Raw genomic sequence first — 20,482 nt, 5'->3', positions numbered from 1 at the left:
GAATATAGTATGATATACAGAGTTTTTGATTTCCCGAACGGTACAGTATATGACTTATTTGTTTCGTTTACTGATGAAGAAGTAGAAAAACATTGGAAAAAGTGGGTTCCTATTGTTGATGAGGATAGTAATGATGTAGAGATAAAGCCTTATTGGGATGACAAGCAAATAGGAGCAGGTGTGATGCGTAAAAACAAGGTAAAGGTATTTGATGGCATCCATCATACTACATTAGACGAGTATAGCATCTTTGTGAATCGGAAAACGGGTGAAGTGTATCATTATAACAATAAAGTTTATAAATATGGGGTAAAGGGCGATAGAATCTTTTTAACAAAATATCTCACTGGTGAAGAGAAGATGGTTTATGACGGTAAGAGATTTTTAACATCTTCTAGAGATTGGTTAATGGAAAATAAGCAGACTTTAAGTGATAAATCTTGTAAAGGGATTTTATATCTTAAAAACAGTTTAAGATATAGAAAAATTGCTTATAAAAACCATCAAATTATAGCAGCGTTATATTTCGGGCAATATGCGATAGAGTTAGCTTTGGGTGAGTATTCTGATTATGAAATTAATCATAGAAATCTAGACAATGATGATAATCGACCTGAGAACTTAGAAATAGTACACAAGGATGAAAATAAAGAACATGCAACTATCTTTCGTAAGCTAATTAAGCAAAAGATTCAGGAGACTTTATCATCGCTTGGTGTAGGTCATTTAGCAAATAAAGCTAAAAAGGTAAAAGCTAGTTAAAGGTTAAGTAGACAAGAAGTGGTTGTGTAAAAGGTATTCTGATGGTTAAGTGTAAAAAGTAATTAGTTAAGGGAGTATATTATGGGTAAATTTAGTAATTGGGTAAATCGAGTAGCGGTGAACGCAAAGCGAGGTGCAGATCGGTAAATCTGGAACCTCGCTTTATTGTTTAGGGTTTGGATTAAAAATTTTGGCAGTTAAGGATCGGCAGTCGTATATTTTTATCTCGTTTAGAAAGTAAAAAGTGATTTTTTCGTAATAAAAGTTGCTTTGGTGTCATTAACGAGGTAACATATCAAACACTTTAAGGGAGGAGGGGTCGTCTTGGTAAAAATCTTTCAAACGGTTGGTATAAAAGAGTTAGGATGTTACGATTGGGATTTGGTAATATCGCTTGTAATTCGGAACTTCATGGGCAGGGAAGATTTTTTAGTGTTTAAAAGAACAGAAGGTGATTTGACAATAGTAGAAGATGGGAACGGAAGGTTGCTAATGGTGATAGAAAAGGTTTTGTTTGATGAAGTTGTTTGGGCGGTGTATGAAGAACAAGATGGTATGAAATACTATACGTTCATGTTGCCGAGTGAATATTGATGTTTAAAAGTACAGATTTTGTATGATAAAAAGTATAAATTTGGTTAATAACAAACGACTTTCAGTAAAAACACCACAAAGTGTAAATAAAAGTACGTGATAGCTCTACTGGTAAATAGTAAGCGATTCCCCTCGCTATGGGGGTACGGCTTTTTACTGGCAGAGTTATTTTTGTTTCAGGGACCGTGAGGCAGTCAAACGAATTATAAAAAGCCGGATATTTTTATAAAAAATCGAACAACCGAGCAGAATGTTTTATAACGGTTCAGACATTTTTATAAAAAATCGAACTGTGGGAGAGTAGGTTTTATAAAAAGGAAGAGATTTTTATAAAAAACCGAACTGGGAGAGAGTAAGTTTTATAAAAGGGAAGACATTTTTATAAAAAATTGAACAGTCGAGTGACAAGTTTTATAAAAGTGGAGAGATTTTTATAAAAACCAAACAAGGAGGGAACAAGTTTTATAAAAGAGGCGACATTTTTATAAAAAACCGAACAGGGAGGAGACAAATTTTATAAAACTCCAGACATTTTTATAAAACGATAGTGCGTCTATGTCACCGATAATCCTTCAAAAAGCGAGAGTTCCCCTAAAAATATAAAAAACCTCTATTATGCTAAATTATCCCCTTTTAATAGAAAATGCTTGAACAGTCTTTTGATTTTAGTGGATTTTCTCATCTATTCCAACTTTTCATAACCGTATGGAGTTGAGATGGAACGTAAACGTTTAAAAACGTTGATTTAGCTTTACTTAATCTGTTTTATAAGCACAAATACATAATTTCTTTCGATATTTAGGCTTGTATAAGACTGCGCTTAATTATTAGCAGCAGTCTTAAATATTCGATTAAAAAATAATTTGAATTTTGAATGGAGAAGGTTCGAATTTCAAGAGTATGCGGTGCAGATAAAATACAGTACTTAGGATTTAATTCTGAGGATTTTGTTGAGGAAAAGGTTTGGTCTATCTTTCATTTTTTCTTAAATTTGCTTATCACTAGGTTTACGGAATTTTTGCAGGAATAAAAACAAATCAAATCCGAAGAATAAGTCACTTATTTTTCCTAAATTCCATCAATTCCTATAAAAGAGGTGAAAAGAAGTATTATTTTAGTTGTTTTAATGGGATTAAATTATTTAGCTATTTAGAGTTTTGTAATTTGCTAAGAAAGGAGTTGGTGCAGATGATGATGTTATGGCAGAAATTAGGTGCAGCGTTAAAAAAGGTGCAAGGCAGGCTTAATTCGAGTGAATTAAGTGAAGAGGTAAGAGAACTAGAATTGAGCAAGCTAAAAGCGTTAACAGAAGTATTTTATTACATCGAAAATTATTTGCTCTGGCATGAGCCTAGCGATGATTTAACGAAGAAATACAATTTATGGGCAGGTAGGTTAAAGGAACCTTTAAACATGTCTAAAGATGCAGTAAGGGCTTCTAATAACAGGTTTAATGCTGAAATAGAAAGGAAAGTAGGAGAGAGCACTATTGATTCGATTGTAAATAGTAGTTCTCATGAGGAATTGAAAGGGGTAATGGAGCAGTTCCGTATCAGTTCTGGTCTTAGGAACATTAAAAGGTCATATTTAGTGGATTTGTTAGCATTTTGTACTCAAAAGCATGGAGGGCGTGCTTTCAGTTTAAGGAACCCAATGTATCTAATTGACATCTTATCAGATTTGACAGCAAAAGTAGATTTATCTCCAGAGGAGAAGTTTTTAATCTTTCAAGCGAACCATGATAGAACGAGTGCTAAATATGGGCAAGAAGACGAGGTAAAGAGGGTAATACTACGTGGGATTTTAGAGCATGATGACGAGGCATTTTCGACTACAAAAGAGGCATTTCGTTTATATAACAGCAGTCAGATTGAGTTCGATATAGTTCTTCTTGCTATTGAATCTGATTTAGAAACTTTGGATAAAAGTAGTGAAAGGAGAGAGGGGTAATGAAGACTTTAAAGATGATTGAAGAAGCTGTTAAGGTAACGCAATCTAACTTAAATAAAAACGACATTGATGAAGAGACAAGGGAGTTAGAATTGCGGAAATTGAATGCGTTAATGGAGATTGTAAGTTATGTAAAATCTCTTGCTTGGTTAAAGCAAAGTCAAGCAAAGGAGAAAATGCGTTTCTTAATTAAAACAAAATTTAATTATGAGAGGACAAAAAAAGAATTTAATATAAGTTCGATTAATGCAGTAGAGGTTTTTGTAAGTTACGCAAACAAGAAATTATTAGAGAAAATTGGAAAGGATACGGTTGATCTTATTTTGCGCGGGGAAGTAGATTCTGCGATGGCTCAGTTTAGGGCAAACACGGGACATGATCATCAGAATTTAGATTTCTTTATACCAGGGATTGCCAAGTTTCTGCCACATCCTGAAAAACACAAGTTCATGTTACTAGCAGAGTGTGAGGAGGAGTTAATCCTTTTGGGTAATTTATCTCATTTTATGGTCAGCAGCATGTTTGAAAAGGCAGACAAAACGAAATTAGCGCACTTGCTTTACATTTTAAATAGTGGAGATAAGAAGTATGAGGCGGAAAAAGAATTAATAACTAGATTTTTGAATGGTGAGTTTGCAGAGGTAGATGGTTATAAGCTATCTATCGAATCACAGGTAGCAAGAGTGTTCAAAGAATTAGATCAGCAGAATCTATTCATTTAACGGGTGGTGATACCGTATGTTCTTAAATACGATAGAGACGTATAGACCGCCTCAAGATATTCATGTTATCAGGGGTAATTTAAAACCTTTGAGCTTTGAAGAATTGATAAGCAAATCGAAGTCACCGTATAGAGAAGAAAATTGGGCATCTATTGCTTATTCTGTTGTTAGTTCGATACTTCGACCGTATCCAGATGAGCATTTAGGCAGAATAATTAAGTCTAGACTATCGATGGAAGAGTTATCATCTGTAACGGTCGGAGCTTTGTACTTTAAGACACAAGTTGGCAATCGTTTATGTTGCGAGTTGACAAGAGAGATAAGGTATTTTACTAAAGCAGGGTTACTTGGTGGTTTTGGCATCTTTGCAGTAAAGCTAATGAGAGAGGTAGATGAGGTTTCATTATTAAGGGTAATTGGTAGTTTAATGCAGATAAAGTTTTTGAGTGATGGGATAAGCAATCGAGCGTTAATAGCGTTAATAAATCCAAATGATAGGTGGAGTTTGGTTTTTGCAGAAGTAAACATGAACATAAAGTTACCATCGAGATACATGAAATCAGCCAACCTAAACATGTATTTCTTTGAGGAGCCAGATAAATTTTTTGACACGATTCTTCGTGGTGGATCAGTAGAAATTGTAGATCATAAATGTACTACAATACAAATCAGATTAGCTTATTAATGGATATGGACAAGTAAAAGAAAACAGGAGTTTAGGATACGGTTCTAGAGTATTTTTAGGTGTGTGGTTTATAAATCTGCAAAAATAAGAGGTAGCTGATCAGAAACAGGAAGTAACAGCAGATAGTTCTTTATTTAGATGTATTCGTTTATGGGGTAAGAAATTTTTGCAAGACAAATAAAAACAAATTCAAGAGAAAAATCAAGTTCAAGAGAAGGAGGTTGAAATTGTTCATATAAAGTGAGAGAAAGACCATGATTAAAGCAAAGTTGAGCGAACACAGACAGAAATAAACAATCGAAACGTAATCAACTACAGAAGACAAATGATATTCATTATACTTTTCATTCTTTAATCGAATGTTTCGAGCACCTGATTTAGTTCAACTAGGTTTCATGAAGAACAGCCAGAACAAACCGAGCAAACCGAGCACCCTGCATAATTTGTTCATTTTAATCAATAAGTAAACTCCAACCTCGACAATCCTGAAAAACTCCTCAAAAATTTTTCAAAAAGGTATGAGAAGAGTCAATTTTAAGAGTAAAACCGAGACCTAGTTTATATAAGTTGAGCAATAAAACTAGGTGGAGGTTTTGATTAGATGGTAGTGAATCCGAGGTCGTTAACTTTTGGGGTGGAGGTAGAGTTTACGAGGGTGACGAGGAGGATAGCAGCAAATTTAGTGGCAGAATTTTTTGATACGATTCCCAAATATAGAGGGGGTACTTATGATGTGTATGAGATTCGCGACAATTGTGATCGAGTATGGAAAATAGTCAGGGATTCTTCAATAACACCAGAAATGTTGATAGGTAGAAAAGTAGATATTGGTACAGATGAATACAAATGTGAGTTAGTGAGTCCGATATTGAATTACAGCGATATAGAGTTGTTGCAGTGTTTAATCAGAGATTTAAGGGAGCGTGGTCAAGCGAAAGTAAATGAGAGTACAGGACTACATATTCATGTTGGTTCAGACAAGTTTACGGCAAACAGTTTAAGAATCTTATGCAACATCATATATTCGAAGCAAAATTTATTAAGTGCAGCATTAAGAGTAAATCACATAAGGAAAAGGTATTGCAGTGATTTGACAGAAGATTTCATTCGTAAGTTAAACAAAGTTAAGCCTAAAACGTTAGAAGAGTTTGCTGACATATGGTATGGCGATGCATCGACAAGTAGAAATGCTAGGAACAATAGATATCACCATTCGAGATATCAAGTATTAAATCTTCATAATTTATTGAGGGGTAAATACAATGCGGTGGAATTTCGTATTTTTAATGGAACATTGCATGCAGGTAAAATCAAGGCGTTTATACAATTAGTGTTATTAATCGTAGCACAGTCATTAAATCAGAAAAAAGCAAGTTATAAGGTAACGGTAACAAACAATCCTAAATACACATTTCGAGTCTGGTTATTAAAAATGGGTGGGATAGGAGATGAATTTAAGACAATGAGGTATCATTTATTAAAGCACATAGAGGGCAATTCGGCATACAAGAATAAAGTAACCAATGAGATGGTAGAGGATTACAGCCATATCTTCTAATGGGATAAGGGAGGCTTTAAAAATTAAATTTATACAGATTTTATTGATGAGAAGATGAATTAGTACAAGTGTAGATAAATAAAAATATTGCTAAAGAGGTGTTTAAACATGAGTAAGTATAGATTATATGCAGCTTACGGTTCAAATATGAATCTAGTTCAAATGGCAAACAGATGTCCGAATAGTGTAGTAGTGGGGACTGGCAAGATAGAAAATTACGAACTTGAGTTTAGGTATTATGCGAACATAGTTCCAGCTAAGGGTAAAAAGGTTCCTGTGGTAGTGTGGGCGATTACGGAGGAAGATGAAAAGCGTTTAGACCGTTATGAGGGAGTAGCGAGGGGATTATATCGAAAAGAAGAGATAAAGGTAAAGTTAGAAAACATAAATGACAATACAATAGTAGTTGGAAATAAGAACGATAACATAGAAATAAAAGCGTTAGTGTATATTATGAATACAGCTGTAAGGTCAGTGCAAGCACCGAGTGCAAAGTATTATGACACGATATTAGAGGGGTATAGGGCAAACGGTATAGACCCTTATCCATTAGCAGTAGCAGCAATCCAAACTGGTATTGAAATATAAGAACACCCCCTCGTATAGAGGGGGTTCTTAATGTACAAAAACTTGAGTTAATTTAACGATACTAGTTATTTTATGATTTTAGATTTATTTAAAATTATAGGTAAAATATACTAAATTGTTATGGTCTAACCCTAGAAAAAAATAGTATAATTTTGATGTAGACATCAAATAAAATGTAGACATCAAATAAACCACTTAATTTTTCAATGGTTGAAGGAGCAGTTATATAGTGATTGAGTTTTTAGCCGAATATTTGATGACAAATCGAATGGGAGGTAAAAAGATGAAAAAAGTTGTATCGTTAGGTTTAGCATTTTCACTGACATTAGGAGGGGTATTACCGACATTTTCATCCGAGCCTACCAAAGTAGAAGCAGCGGGGTATGAGTTTACGAAAGAACAACAAGAGGCGTTGGATTACATTAACGAGGTAAGAAAAAATATCGGATTAAAACCAGTGAAATTAAACCCATTTTTAATTAAGGCGGCAGAGAATCATGCGAATTATCTATTTTTGAATAAAACAACAGGTCATAGTGAAATAAGCGGTAACAAAGGTTTTACAGGAAAAACTCCTTCAGATAGGGTAAAAGCAGTAGGTGGTTCTAGTTTACTTGAAGGTGGTATAGGAGAGGGAGTTAGTTATGGAAAAACCAAAATTACAGACGGTATAAAATCGTTTTTAAACACAGCATATCATAGAGAACCTTTAGTTCACCCTGAATTAGAAAATGTCGGGGTAGCAATAAATAACGGTACAGTTGTAGTAGTATATGCATATTCAGCAGACAGTCAAAATAATGAGATTTCAATTTATCCTTATGATGGTCAAAAAGATGTACCGATTGGGTTTTATGGTGCAGAAAATCCAAACCCTTTGGAACAATTCAAAGTAAGTAAATCAGGTTATATAATAAGTTTTATAGCACCTTATGTATATACAGAAAGTATAGATGTTAAAATTACAGATAGTAAAGGTAAGTCATTACCATTCTTTTTAGAGGATAGAGGGTTTACTTGGTTTATATATCCAAAAAATGAGTTAGCTTACGGTGAGAAATATACTGTTTCTGTTAATTATAAAGATGATTTAGAAGAAAATGCTCCTATTCAAAACAAAACATGGTCATTTACAACAGTAAAAAGTGGTATTTCAACACCAACAACTCCACCAAAACAAACTCCACCGAAACCGAAAGTGGTGTATGCTGATTACAAAGACGGTCAATATTGGTCAGAAGCAATGTTATGGGCAATAGATAAGGGGTATATCACGGGGTATATGAATGTGAAAAACCCGAAAACGGGGAAAGTAGAAAACTTGTTAAAACCGATGGACACATTGACAGAAGGTCAGTTTTTAACGATTTTATTCCGTTATTTATATCCTAATGAGTTGAAAAATACAAAACCAAAAGACCCGAAATTTGATTTATCGGTTGTGTATCAAATGGCGGAAAAATATAAGTTGCCTACAAAAGCGAATTTTAAAAATCGTGCAGATGCGTACAAACCGATTTCACGTGGGACAATGGCTCGAATTTTAGCGTCAGCACATTATAAGAAAGTGGTAACGGAAAAAGATGCAGTAAAATTCATGTATGATGCAAAGATAACAAATGGTTATCCAGATAAAAATGGTAAATACCCTAAAACGTATGAATCTTTTGGAGTAAAAGAAAATCTATTAAGAGCACATATTGCAGTGTTCTTGAAAAATTATGATACGTACCTTCAAAACAATAAAAAGCAGGTCGTAAACGGTATTACAGTAGATTATGGAAGACACACATATGGGGTAAAGAATCAAGCTGAATATAACAAAGTAATGGAGATTGTAAGAAATGAGTTAAAGAGAGTAGATAAAGAGCCTTGGGTAGATGGTAGATTTGCGAAGTATTATGATATGTATTTAAATGGTGATAGAAAAGAAAACTATAAAGTTGGTTCTTTAGAGTACAGAGGACTTCTTCAAGCGGAGAATTCTTTAGGTGACCTTGTAAGTAAAGGTGTAAGTAAAGAAGAGATAAAGAAAGTATATAAACTTGGTATGATAGCTTCTGATTTACTTCAAGGTGCTACAGACCCAAGAAATGGAAAGCCTGCATCAGCGTATGATGCTTTGGTAAATAAAATATCAGATTGCGATTCAGATGCACAAGTATATTCTGCTGTATTTGACGCTATGGGTTATAATACAATGATTCTTGCAGGTAACAGTCATGCGGATGCTTTTGTTCAAATCGGTAATAATTGGTATGAAGCACAGTCTTTAGACATAGCAGATATGTCAAAACCTTTATCTAAAGATGGGTATGTATTAGTTCAACCTACAAATGGGGATATTTATAATAAAGATGGTACATTTACAAAGGCTAAAAAATAAATATATGTTAAGTTTTGAGATGGTGCTTTTAAATAGCATCATCTTTTTTATGTCGATACATAACAGACGATTTTAAGAGTGTATTCGTGAGCTAAATCATAGTAGACATCAAATATAAAATAAAAGGAGGCGTAATAACATGCGCGCGAATGATTTTAGGACTCCAAAAGTAAGGTTGTATAACAGGATTACTTTCGCAGTTATATTAACGTTAATAGTTTTAATAGCCTGTTTATTTTTCTTTGGAGGATTGGAATTAGGGATGTTTGTAAAATCGGAATAATAATTAAAAACGGACCGTCTTTCTTTTAAGAGAAAGGCGGTTTTTTACTGGGAAAAATAATAAAAATAGAGAACGATTAAAAACGGCAATAAAAAGAATTAGATTAACCTGTAGGATTATCGAAAGGTGGGTTCTAAACTATGTTTCGAGATTTGGATTACAGGTTGATCATTCAAGTAAGTTTAGTCATTTTCGCAGTATCTTTCATCATCGGGTTTCTGATCGGTTATTTTTTCTAGGAGTTAAAAGTTCGTTCATGATTATTTTGTGGTGTAAGAATTTTCAAGGTAGAAATTTTACATGTGTAGGAAGATAATAAGGTTTCTAGGTAAGTGTGATAATCATGTCACGGCAGTGCCATAAAGGGTACTGCTTTTTGTTATTTTTATTTTCAAAAGTAATTTAAGAAAAACGGACAGTTCTTGGAGTAAGAAAAAATTTAAAAGATGTCCAGAGATTGTAGAAATTCAAGACAAGCAGAGAGAGAAAGTTTATAAGTACCAGGAAATAAAAATTTCACCTTTTTAAAAAGAAGGGAGTTGAAAGAGATGATAAAGTTGAGGAAGAGCAGCAGACAGTTCATATCGTGCATGTTGGTAATGGGTTTATTAGTTAACTCATTGCCAATAGGGGTATTTGCAGAGGGTGTAGATGAATCAAATATTGAAATAACAGAAAGCGAGGGGATAGTAAATAATGAAGAAAGCCAAGCGAATCAAGAAATTAATGAAGGAGAGGAAAATCCAGAAAATCAGAATGAGGAAACTACTACAGGAACAGGAGAAGCGTCGGAGGCAACAAATACGGAGACACCGAATGAAGGAAGCGCAGAAGGAACAGGAGAAACAGCAGGACCAACAACAGGAGAATCAACAGGAGGAACCACAGAAGAAGCAATAGCAGGAGAAGTAACAGACGGAGCCACAGGAGAAGCGATAACAGAATCAGATACCAATGCAGAGCAATCTGCACCAAATGAGAATGCATCAGAAATGTCATACAATAGCAATAATGATTACGAGTATTTTGTGGAAAATAACGAGGTAACTATTTTCAGGTATATAGGAACGGATAAAGATGTAGTTATTCCAAGTACGATAGATGGTTATTCGGTAGTAGAGATTGCTGAAAATGCTTTTCTAAACCGTGGGATAAGATCGGTAGTTATACCAGAGAGTGTAAAACTGATAGGTGATCAGGCGTTTATGGGTAATGAGTTGACCTCGGTAGTCATACCGGGGAGTGTAACTCGGATAGGTGATTGGGCGTTTTTTGATAATGATTTAACTTCTGTAACTATTGGGAGTAGTGTAGATTATATAGGTTTAAGGGCATTTTCTCAGAACAATATAGATTCTATAAATTTACCTAGTTCAGTAAAATTGATAGGTGATCATGCTTTTTCTGTTAACAATCTTACGAGTATTGATATACCTGACAGTGTAACGGATATTGGAAAATATGCGTTTGCTGACAATCACATTGAAGTTGCGAAACTACCAGTTGGTCTTACAACTATTAGTGAAGGTTTATTTTCTCATAACAATTTAACGAGTATAGACATACCTGAGAGTGTAGTTACTATTGAGGCTGGTTCTTTCTTCGCAAATAACCTTGTTAGTGTTAGAGTGCCGGACAATGTTACTTCTATTGGTGATGGTGCTTTTTCGGCTAACCTATTAGCATCAGTAATGATAGGGGGAAAAGTTGAAACAATTGGAGAGAGAGCGTTTAGGTATAACAATTTAACAGAAGTAGTAATACCTGATTCAGTTAAATCAATTGGTCAGTATGTTTTTGCGGATAACAAATTAACAAAAGTAACATTATCGAATGCAATCACAGAAATTCCAACTGGTGCATTTATGAATAACGATTTTACAGAATTCGTTATTCCTGATGGGATTGTTGTAATTGGAGAGTCTGCTTTTGTAGGGAACGAGTTGACTTCAGTGACATTTGGTCAATCTTTAAAGCAAATTAAGGACTTTGCGTTTTACGGTAATAACTTAACATCAGTAAATCTTCCAAAAGGGGTAAATTCAATTGGTTCTTATGCATTTGGTTCTAACAAATTAACATCAATAACAGTGAATGGTTCATGGGAAAAAACATCGAATGGTTTAATTGGTGTCTATTTTGATTATTGGGCAGTAGAGGGAAATCAAACGAACCCTCGTGATTTAAAAGTATATGGGTATGCAGGAACAATGGTGGAGGAGGTAGCTAATTACCGTGGATACACGTTTATAGATATAACACCTGTTCCTGAGCCAGACCAACGACTTAAAATAAATGAAGTATTTCCTGATGAGAATTTAGCAAAGTACTTTGCGGAGTGGATGAGTGCTTTACCAAGTTGGCAAGGTAAATCAGATTCCACATTTAGTATGGCAGAGCTTGACGCAAGAATTAAACTGAATGGTGCTTTAAATTTCAATGCTAGTAATCGAGGTATCAGAAGCTTAAAAGGTATGGAGATATTTGGTGATGTAGCAACTAAGTACAGTGATATTCCAGTTAACTTTGATTTTTCGGGTAATTTACTCGAAGATGTAGATCCTTTATATAAAATAACTTCTGTTCGAACATTATTTTTAAACGATAACAAGCTAAAGGATATAAAGGGTTTAAGGAATTTAAAATATGTGACTAGGGAAACAGCTCATGGAGCGGCAAGCTTGTATTCAGATGCGGCATTAAATCTTCAAAACAACTTATTAACGGATATTTCTCCTTTAAGTAATTTAAAGAGAGTGGAATCAAAAATAGACCTTTCTAATAATAAGTTGCAAAATGTTGATGGTTTAAACGCAGAATTTATAGGGTTTTTAGATGTATCGAACAATTATCTAACTAGCTTAAATACTTCAGTTTTCGACCCAGACAAAGTGTATGCGATTAAGGTAGACCATAATTTTATTCAAAATATCACGTCAGTAATACCTTCTGAGTACGTACAAAGACTTTATGGTGAGAATGATTACAGACCACAGTATTCATTTAATTTTACTCAATCATCATCAGTTAAAGTAGAGTACAGAGTTCGGGGTACCAATGAGTTAATCAGTTACGATATCGTTAATGATGTAGGGAATTTCGAGACTAGGAAATATAAAGCGAAGAATCTTGCGGGTTACATTTTAGATGATGATTTGGAAAAGGAATTTAGTGGTATAGGTAAAGCATTTACTTCAGTGATCAAACCAGTTCTAGGTATAAAAAGTAGGGATGGTTTTACAAGTATACAGAATAGTAGCCGAAAATTTTCTTTTGTAACGCATGACAGTTATTCAAATCTTCCTAATAGTCCATATAAAACGGATGGTGCTGTATTATCTTATGATTCAGCAAGTGGAGATTTAGTTGTAGTCAGAGAAAGTAATAATCCTTTCTATGTTTATACCGATGTAGATGTGTATGAAGGTGATATTTATCTAGGAACATATTCAGTTCCAGTGTTAGGTCATGGCAGTCCAGATACAGCAGTGGTATTTTACTATAAACCTGTTGCTAAATGGACTTTAACAGTTAATATGGAAGGTCAGGGGTATGTATCACCTTATGTGGGAACATATAATTACGATAATGGAAGCAAAGTAAATTTGTACGCATCACCGAATTTTGGTTATCGATTTGATAAATGGGTAGTAAACGGAACAGAGTTTTTCTCACCTAGCATTACTATAACAATGGATAGTAATAAAACGGCAGTAGCTCATTTTGTACCACTAGAGCAATACAAGTTATCAGTAAATATAGTGGGTGAAGGCGAAGTAAATGTATTAAACGAGTTTACAATGTCAAGGCAGACGTATGGCTCAGGTGATGAAGGAACATATGATGGGGGTACGAGTTTATCTTTAACACCTGCACCAAAATTAGGTTATCGGTTTGTAAAGTGGGTAGTGGATGGAGTTGAAGTAAATGGTGATTACTTACCATTATATATGGACAGCAATAAAACGGTAGAGGCTCATTTTGAAAGTGTACCTTTAGTAAAACCATTAATAGGTCATATCATTGTAAAGTTTTTAGACATGTTGACGATGGAAAAGATTAAAGAAGATGAAGAAATTAAGGATGTACCTGTAGGTGAGTACACGTATACGGCAGAAGAAAAGGTTGGAGATTATAAAATAGTTGGTGAAGCAGTTAAAACAGTTATTATTACAATGACGGATTTCTTTAAGGAAATTATTTTCTTATATGAGAAAGAGGCATCACAACCGGAACCGAAGCCAGAACCGAATCCAGAACCGAAGCCAGAACCGAAGCCAGTGCTAAAGATACAAAAGCGTGATAAGGTAACAGTAATCGCAGTAGATAATAAAACAGGCAAGGTATTAATGCAAAAAGAATTAACGAATTTAAGTTATGGTTATAACGAGGTGAGAGCACCTAAAATTAAAGGTTATGAGGTAACAGGACCTTCATTAACGTTAGTAAGAGTGACGGATAGTGGTAAGGAAATAATAGTAAAATTCAGGTATGAAGCGAAAAAAGCATATGGAACAGTATTTGGCGTAGTTATCGATAGTGAAGGTAATCCGATTGAAGGGGTAATGGTTGAATTACACTCTAAACCAAGGGTCACCTATACAAATGAAAAAGGTGAGTATAGATTTGAAAATGCGGAATTAGGTAAACACACAGTAATCCTAAAAAATCCGTACACATTAGAAGAAATAGCAAAAATAGAGGTTATAGCTTATAAAGATGTAAATGATGTTAATTCAGGAATAAAAGAAGTAGTTCAAGTATCTAATGAGGTGCGGAAGTCAATTGAGTTAAACGAAACAGTGAATACACAACGAATTGACTTTGTAATCGAACCGATTAAACCTAAAGAAGAGCCAAAGGACGAACCAAAAGATAAGCCACAAGATGAACCGAAAGTAAAACCACAAGATAAACCTAAAGGTAAGCCATCAAAAGATTTACCGATCATCCCGATAGTTTCAGCGGTTCCTTTCATTATATTATTAGGTTATTTAAGACGTAAAAATGTCAAGGTATATAATGAAGATGGTATGGTTGTAGCGAAGTTAAGAGTAAAAGCTAGACCAGAAACAGTAATAGACCTATCTGGAATGAAAGCTGAAACATTAAATGTAGTATTTAGAAATCCAGAGAGATTTAGAAAGTTGGAGTTAATGGTCAAGTATAACGATATGAAGGTTAGAGTAGAATTAGAAGAAGGTAAGAACTATCTTGTATTTAAACCAACAGAGGAATAATGGTAATAAGGAAAATACCTCACTTATTGAGGTATTTTCTTTTTGTGTGGGAGTCATTTGCAAAAAACAGGAGTTAGTTTGTTAAGGGCTTATAAAATAATGGTTTCTGAAATAAAAGGGTTTAAATTTTAAGCGGTTATATGAGTTGAACAATCGGGTAAGAAAAATTTTCAAAATGCACTATAATTAGATGAATTTTTGGAGTGTAAATAAGAGATTTTATATAAGTTACAGGAAAGGAGGATAAAGCAATGGTAGGAGAAACACTAACATTGGATAATCGTACAGAGGACGAGCGAGTTCAGCAGAAGGAGCAACTTGCAGGTACAGTTGATTCGAGTGAAGATGATGATTTAAACTTTGATTTTTTCAATGTAGGGAACGAAGGTTTGTTAAACTTGGGACTTGGTATAAATATTGATCCTAACAAGATATTTAGTGCCGAGGGGGGTAAAGAGGGAAGCGCGAATAATGTCGAATCAGAGAAAGTCGAAGTTAACACAGATAATAGTGCAGCAGAGAAAGATTTTTCGGAGTCTGAAAGTGTAGAGCCGATATTATCAGAGGGGGTTGGTGGAGACAACAAAGAAGAAATCAAAGAAGAAAATGATTCCTCATTTACACCGGGTTTATCTTTTGTAGAAGCAGAGGAGGAATCGGTAGATAATGAACCATTAGAGGTTGCAGATGACATTGATTTTAATTTAACTTTAGAGGATTATGCTAAAAAGTTAAAAGAGATAAGGATATCGGATAAGAACATCATAAAGTCAAATATTATAGAAACGGATAGTTTAGAATTACCTAAAGTGGAGGCAGAGCAAGTAAGTGATCAGAATTTGTTATTGAGTGATATAGATAGTTTAGAGGAAGCGTATAAAGAGCAGACGTTACCAGTAAAAGAGAAGATAGTAGAGGTAGATAAAGTAACGATAGCAGATCGGGCAGGGAAAGCGGTAAATTGGTTAGCGCAGACATTTATCGTATTGCCAATAAGGGCAATCTTTAAGGCGGTATATGCGTTTTTATTCAACATATTTGGTTTCTTTGGAGGGATTTTAAAATTTATCATAGTTTCTTTAGTATTAACCACTCTTGTTGCGGTGTTTTACACATACTCGGTAAATCCAGATTTATCAGCAAAAGAGATGGTATTAGAGAGTTTGAATATAATTGTAGAGGTCGTTAGAAAAATAGGTAGCAGTATATGGGAGGCATTGAAGTCAATCTTTGTAAAAAGTAAATAATAGGGGTAATTGAAGGCTTTTTAAGCCTTTTTATTTTGTGTACATATTATGAAAAAATTTATCAAATAGTACGAAAATATTGTTTCTTTAGGTAATGATTTGATACTATAAAAATAAAATGAGGTGTAAGATTATGGATTCGTTGAAAAACAAAGATAGCGATAATAAATATCCAAAAAGTAAAGGTCAAGCTAAATCAAAAACTTATAAAACTAGATTTAAAGATGAAGGTAATCCGGAGGAAAAAGACCACTACTTTAAAATAACTAAATGGAATGAAGAAGTCCTAAATATTGGTCGTCAGATAATTGATGAGATGAGTGACGAGGAGTTCAGTCGTCTTGGTAGTAAGTCTGGCACGTTGCATTTTGTTCAATTATTGGGGTTAGCATCAAAGAAAACTACAAGAACGATATCAGCTAAGGATGGGGTTTATACATCATGGTCAACACCAGTTGGAGTTACTTTATATTCTGATGAAGATATCATGGTACCTGTTATAGACGTATTAAAGAACAAAGACACTGGTATCGATCCTGAAAAGGATATAACATATCGTGAAGTAAAAGCAGGTGAAAAATTTCACCTTACATTGTATGAATGTATGTTTTTACTCTTAAGAGATGAGTATGCAGGTTTTTGTGAAGCAAATGGCAATGAACGGGGTCTTAGATTAACGTTCAAATTATCCGCCTTTATGCGTGGCGATGCGAAGTTACCGACACCTACATTAAATTTTGAAAGGAATAGTCGTATAAAATATGCTGGTGAACCTTACCGTTCTCCTATAAAAGCGAACATAATCGATATTGATGAAAAATTACCTGACGGTAGTTGGAGAATCAGACCAGAATTCGCTGAAAAGTTTGGACCTTTATTAAAGAGCAATAAAAAGAAGAGAAGAACATCTAATACAAAATCATCTCCTACATCTCAATGAGTAACGGTAGCAAACGAAAATGAATTAAAAAAAGTAGATTTGGGCGTAATAATGTAGGTTTTAAAATCTAATTTAGTTTGTGGTATTCGAGGGCTTTTTAAGCCCTTTTTATTTTTCCTAAAATTTATCTATATTATTATAGAAGAAACTCGTCAAAAGTAACCGACCTTGGTGTCATAATAGTCTATAAAGGTACCCCTTTTCTTACTGTACTATTTCGCATCTATTTCGCGTCTATTTATTAAGAAAATTAAACTTTATAAACGTATGAAAACTAATTGACCTTTATAAACAATCACGGTATCATTAGACAATCAAAAATAACTTTCCAAATAAAGGTGGTATCGTCTAATGAATATCTCGTTCGGTTATATTCGGGTTTCTTCTAAAGAGCAAAATTTAGATCGACAATATGATGCGTTAAAAAAGTATGTTACCGATGAAAAGTATATCTATAGCGATAAGGCTAGTGGGAAAGACATGGAACGTGAAGGGTTTCAAAATATGTTAAAAGCAATGCGGTCTGGCGATACGTTGTATATTAAATCGATTGATCGGCTAGGTCGCAATAAAGCGCAAATCAAAGAGTATCTAGAGTATTTTAAACGTAACGGGATTCGGGTAAAAATTTTAGATATGCCTACAACAATGCAGGATTATCCAGAAGGTCAAGAATGGGTTTTAGATATGGTCAATTCTATATTAATCGAGGTATATACGACTTTAGCTCAACAAGAACGTGAAACTCTTTTACAGCGTCAAGCCGAAGGTATAGCAGCGGCTAAAGCTAGGGGTAAACATATGGGAAGACCAAAGTTAGAACTTCCTAAAGAATGGGATGAGTTATATAAAAAATGGAAAAAAGGCGAAATCAAAGCGGTGGAGTTCATGAATTTAGTAAACATGAAGAAGCCGACTTTTTATAAAAAGGTAAAGGAATACGAGGCATCATTATAAGGCTCTGTTTGGGGTCTTATTTTTTTTTATGCAAAAAATAATAAAAACGACAGTATAGCATTCGTGGATCGAGTGTCTTATGCTGTCTTTTTTGTTAAGTTGTAAAAATAAAACAGTTAATCGGGTAGACAAGCTGTTGATTTTAAGAGATGAGATTAGAAAAAAGTAATAATCAGTAGAAATAGTTAGTTTTAAAAGAAAGGGTTTTTAGAGCAGGGAAATAAAGTTTTAGGTTTCATCCAGAAAGGTGGTAAGCCTTAGCGTGATAAAGGTAATTTCGAGGAGTGGTGATGTTGAGTAAAGAGCAGGTTGCGTATTTAAGAGAACAATATCTGAAAGTTTTAGGCAGACTAGAGTATCTATTAAAAATAGGGGTAAATCGGGGTATTTATGATCCTTATAGTCTTACGGGGCTAAAGAATCAAATAAAAGCATTAAGAACTGAACAGGACATTGTAAATTTCAAGAAGAGCGAATACTATCAAGAATTATGTGATTTGTTGGTGTTATGTGGTTCTGTATGTTGTCGTTTTTTAATCCCTCCTGAGTCGTTATTACAGACATACTTCTGTCACCAATGTCCAATATTTGAGTTTGAGGAGCGGCTTTATAAAACTGAATGAGGTGATTAGAGATGGTTTATATTAAGAGACCTGATCATTTACTAGTGGCAGTTGTATTTGATAAATACAGCAAGTTGCATGTCAAAACGTTAATAGGTACGTATGGAGAATTTTTACCGAGAGTAGACTTGTCAAATAGGTCACAAAAGGAACGTGTTTTCATAGAGACAGATGGTCATTTGATAATTTGTTTAAATAATTGTGTAAAGCGGAAATCGGATTTACACAAAGTGTTGGATTCAATAAGGATACGTGGCTATAATATGAATATTTATCAGGTGTTAAAGGATGCTCATTATGCATTAGAGTTTTACACAAAAACAGATGTTTTTAATCAGCCGGTTTATAAAGGACCGAGTAGTGTAAAACGGGATGCCATAATGATAAAGCATTATATGAGTGCTCGTTTAAATGACATAGGCTTGTATCATGATTATATGAAGTGTGATGTACCTCCTGTTGAGTTGGGTAGTTATTTAAGGGCAGTAGTACGGTGAGAGAAAAGGAGGGGTTATAAAGGTAACCTGAAAGGCAAGCAGGTTACCTTTTAATTTTTTTAAGAGTTAACTTTTTATATGTAGTTATTCATAGGTCTGCTGTAAATAACAGTTATAATTTTTCGATAAGTTAAAGGAGATTAATATGACCAAAGACAATTTAAAGCGTTACCTGCCAGAGGAAGTACCTGACCACTTATTTACCCAAAACAAATTAAAGCGAATGGGTCTTGTACCAACAGAGGAGCACGTTGCCTTTGTTGTCTATCCAGAGCAAGGTCGAGAGTACAAGCTTTACGACATTCAAGCAACTCGAAGACCTAAAAGGCAAAAAGGTTTCTCTCTCCAGATTAGAGACTTAACGGTAGAACAGGTTTTACAGGAACGCAAGAGGGAACTAGAAGTAAGAAAAGTTCAATTAAGTAACCAAATTGAAAGATAACTCTATAATGCGGTGATGGGTAAGAGTTAAAAGGTAACCTGAAAAAGAAAAGGCAGGTTACCTTTTTAAATAATGTTCGTTATATATCAGATTAGGTATATTTTTAGCTTTGGGTAAGCAGTCAGAGTTCGTCTAGCGACCTAGATGTGGGGTAAATATTTTGTGGAGGAAAATTTTTTCTCCGTTTTAGATAAATTTTTTTTCTTTGTAGGATACTTTCATACAATATACGAAAACAGCTTTATATAACAAAAGAAATTTTTAAAAAATGTGCAATAAAAAAACAATTTCAGCATCTAAAAATTGAGTTTATTCATAATAGACAGGAGAGGAAGAAGCAAAGGCATAGAAGAAAAAACAGAGCAAAGACAGACATGATATACAAATTTCGGTTAGATCACCTCAACTCGAGCAATGAGGCATTTTTATGAGCATTTCACTACATTAGAAATGATTTCTCCCACCACTCCACCACACTTCATTTCACCTTATCCCTCATTATAAAAACGAGCAAACCGCGCACCCTCACAAGTGCGCATGAAAAAGAACCATTAGATGCAACATCTAATGGTTCTTATACATTCAACGATTTTCACTTAATACTCGATCCAACCATTCTTTGACTTCATCTACTGATTTGTTAAGATTAAATTCGCCATCAACAGTTTGAGTTAATATATCAGCATTTTCATTTTGCAACACAAGAAAGACCCGATAAACCAACACTCGTTGAGAATCCTTGCTATCATATCTACTTCTGCTTCTAATTTCATCCTCCATTAATGTTGCAATATCGATAGGCTTAGGATTTCGTCTACCACTTGTAAATTGTTCAACTGTGCAAAGAACAATATCACGGAATAAATCGATAGATAAAACGTTTGAATTAATTTTAGCAGTTCTAAGATCTTCGGTAAGGATACGCACTATACCGTTATGGTGATCGACTTCTAAAGAAGTCCGATTGACGATTAATTTAATATCTATGACTGTAGATGAGCATTTTTC

At 34.2% G+C, this 20,482-nt stretch carries 16 protein-coding genes; 15 read left to right on the top strand and 1 reads right to left on the bottom strand.

Translation table 11 applies throughout. The features are described 5' to 3' along the window. The first annotated feature begins 9 nt into the window (after positions 1-9). From DI44_RS02475 to DI44_RS02540, 15 genes are all read left to right on the top strand, one after another. Positions 10-762 (top strand): HNH endonuclease, encoded by a 753-nt coding sequence (locus DI44_RS02475; RefSeq protein WP_033026142.1) that lies wholly within the window; start codon positions 10-12, stop codon positions 760-762. A 324-nt stretch (positions 763-1,086) separates the two neighbouring features. Beyond that, positions 1,087-1,356: a hypothetical protein gene (locus tag DI44_RS02480; protein WP_033026138.1), complete on the top strand. Its 270-nt coding sequence runs from the start codon at positions 1,087-1,089 to the stop codon at positions 1,354-1,356. 1,188 nt (positions 1,357-2,544) lie between these two features. Beyond that, positions 2,545-3,306 carry a hypothetical protein gene (locus DI44_RS02485; RefSeq protein WP_033026136.1) on the top strand — a complete coding sequence of 254 codons (762 nt, stop codon included), beginning with the start codon at positions 2,545-2,547 and terminating at the stop codon, positions 3,304-3,306. Beyond that, positions 3,306-4,028: a hypothetical protein gene (locus DI44_RS02490; protein WP_033026134.1), complete on the top strand. Its 723-nt coding sequence runs from the start codon at positions 3,306-3,308 to the stop codon at positions 4,026-4,028. The genes DI44_RS02485 and DI44_RS02490 overlap by 1 nt, the downstream gene beginning before the upstream one ends. 16 nt (positions 4,029-4,044) lie before the next feature. Then, a complete protein-coding gene (locus DI44_RS02495) occupies positions 4,045-4,713 on the top strand; it encodes a hypothetical protein (RefSeq protein ID WP_033026132.1) in 669 nt (222 codons plus the stop codon). 601 nt (positions 4,714-5,314) lie between these two features. Continuing rightward, positions 5,315-6,271: an amidoligase family protein gene (locus DI44_RS02500; protein ID WP_050483857.1), complete on the top strand. Its 957-nt coding sequence runs from the start codon at positions 5,315-5,317 to the stop codon at positions 6,269-6,271. Positions 6,272-6,379: 108 nt separating this feature from the next. Next, a complete protein-coding gene (locus DI44_RS02505; RefSeq protein WP_033026129.1) occupies positions 6,380-6,859 on the top strand; it encodes a gamma-glutamylcyclotransferase family protein in 480 nt (159 codons plus the stop codon). A gap of 229 nt (positions 6,860-7,088) precedes the next feature. Continuing rightward, the gene (locus tag DI44_RS17615) at positions 7,089-9,245 is read left to right on the top strand and encodes a CAP domain-containing protein (RefSeq protein ID WP_050483855.1); all 2,157 of its coding nucleotides are present in this window, start codon (positions 7,089-7,091) and stop codon (positions 9,243-9,245) included. A gap of 882 nt (positions 9,246-10,127) precedes the next feature. Next, on the top strand, positions 10,128-14,768 hold the full coding sequence (locus DI44_RS17610; protein WP_157832559.1) for a leucine-rich repeat protein: 4,641 nt from the start codon (positions 10,128-10,130) through the stop codon (positions 14,766-14,768). A gap of 251 nt (positions 14,769-15,019) precedes the next feature. Beyond that, a complete protein-coding gene (locus DI44_RS02515) occupies positions 15,020-16,015 on the top strand; it encodes a hypothetical protein (protein WP_033026126.1) in 996 nt (331 codons plus the stop codon). Between the two features lie 133 nt (positions 16,016-16,148). Then, positions 16,149-16,955, top strand: a complete 807-nt coding sequence (locus DI44_RS02520; RefSeq protein ID WP_033026124.1) for a hypothetical protein — start codon at positions 16,149-16,151, stop codon at positions 16,953-16,955. Between the two features lie 351 nt (positions 16,956-17,306). Continuing rightward, positions 17,307-17,912: a recombinase family protein gene (locus tag DI44_RS02525; protein ID WP_033026122.1), complete on the top strand. Its 606-nt coding sequence runs from the start codon at positions 17,307-17,309 to the stop codon at positions 17,910-17,912. Positions 17,913-18,205: 293 nt separating this feature from the next. Further along, positions 18,206-18,535, top strand: coding sequence for a hypothetical protein (locus tag DI44_RS02530; RefSeq protein WP_128723160.1), 330 nt, complete (start codon positions 18,206-18,208; stop codon positions 18,533-18,535). 11 nt (positions 18,536-18,546) lie between these two features. Continuing rightward, positions 18,547-19,032 carry a hypothetical protein gene (locus DI44_RS02535; protein ID WP_033026120.1) on the top strand — a complete coding sequence of 162 codons (486 nt, stop codon included), beginning with the start codon at positions 18,547-18,549 and terminating at the stop codon, positions 19,030-19,032. 145 nt (positions 19,033-19,177) lie between these two features. Beyond that, on the top strand, positions 19,178-19,474 hold the full coding sequence (locus tag DI44_RS02540) for a hypothetical protein (RefSeq protein WP_033026119.1): 297 nt from the start codon (positions 19,178-19,180) through the stop codon (positions 19,472-19,474). Positions 19,475-20,056: 582 nt separating this feature from the next. Here the strand turns inward: DI44_RS02540 and DI44_RS19015 are convergent. Then, a partial coding sequence (locus tag DI44_RS19015; protein WP_033026118.1) for a hypothetical protein occupies positions 20,057-20,482 on the bottom strand: 426 nt, incomplete at its 5' end.

The sequence above is a fragment of the Geobacillus sp. CAMR5420 genome, assembly GCF_000691465.1.
Classification (GTDB): domain Bacteria; phylum Bacillota; class Bacilli; order Bacillales; family Anoxybacillaceae; genus Geobacillus; species Geobacillus thermoleovorans.
Note: the sequence above shows the minus strand (reverse complement) of the source record. Positions and strands in the feature narration are given on the sequence as shown.

Bases quoted from the DNA above. Each gene is read 5' to 3' on its own strand.
- DI44_RS02475 (WP_033026142.1), top strand. From the start codon at position 10: ATGATATACAGAGTTTTTGATTTCCCGAACGGTACAGTATATGACTTA.
- DI44_RS02485 (WP_033026136.1), top strand. From the start codon at position 2,545: ATGATGATGTTATGGCAGAAATTAGGTGCAGCGTTAAAAAAGGTGCAA.
- DI44_RS02490 (WP_033026134.1), top strand. From the start codon at position 3,306: ATGAAGACTTTAAAGATGATTGAAGAAGCTGTTAAGGTAACGCAATCT.
- DI44_RS02495 (WP_033026132.1), top strand. From the start codon at position 4,045: ATGTTCTTAAATACGATAGAGACGTATAGACCGCCTCAAGATATTCAT.
- DI44_RS02500 (WP_050483857.1), top strand. From the start codon at position 5,315: ATGGTAGTGAATCCGAGGTCGTTAACTTTTGGGGTGGAGGTAGAGTTT.
- DI44_RS02505 (WP_033026129.1), top strand. From the start codon at position 6,380: ATGAGTAAGTATAGATTATATGCAGCTTACGGTTCAAATATGAATCTA.
- DI44_RS17610 (WP_157832559.1), top strand. From the start codon at position 10,128: ATGGGTTTATTAGTTAACTCATTGCCAATAGGGGTATTTGCAGAGGGT.
- DI44_RS02515 (WP_033026126.1), top strand. From the start codon at position 15,020: ATGGTAGGAGAAACACTAACATTGGATAATCGTACAGAGGACGAGCGA.
- DI44_RS02520 (WP_033026124.1), top strand. From the start codon at position 16,149: ATGGATTCGTTGAAAAACAAAGATAGCGATAATAAATATCCAAAAAGT.
- DI44_RS02525 (WP_033026122.1), top strand. From the start codon at position 17,307: ATGAATATCTCGTTCGGTTATATTCGGGTTTCTTCTAAAGAGCAAAAT.
- DI44_RS02535 (WP_033026120.1), top strand. From the start codon at position 18,547: ATGGTTTATATTAAGAGACCTGATCATTTACTAGTGGCAGTTGTATTT.
- DI44_RS02540 (WP_033026119.1), top strand. From the start codon at position 19,178: ATGACCAAAGACAATTTAAAGCGTTACCTGCCAGAGGAAGTACCTGAC.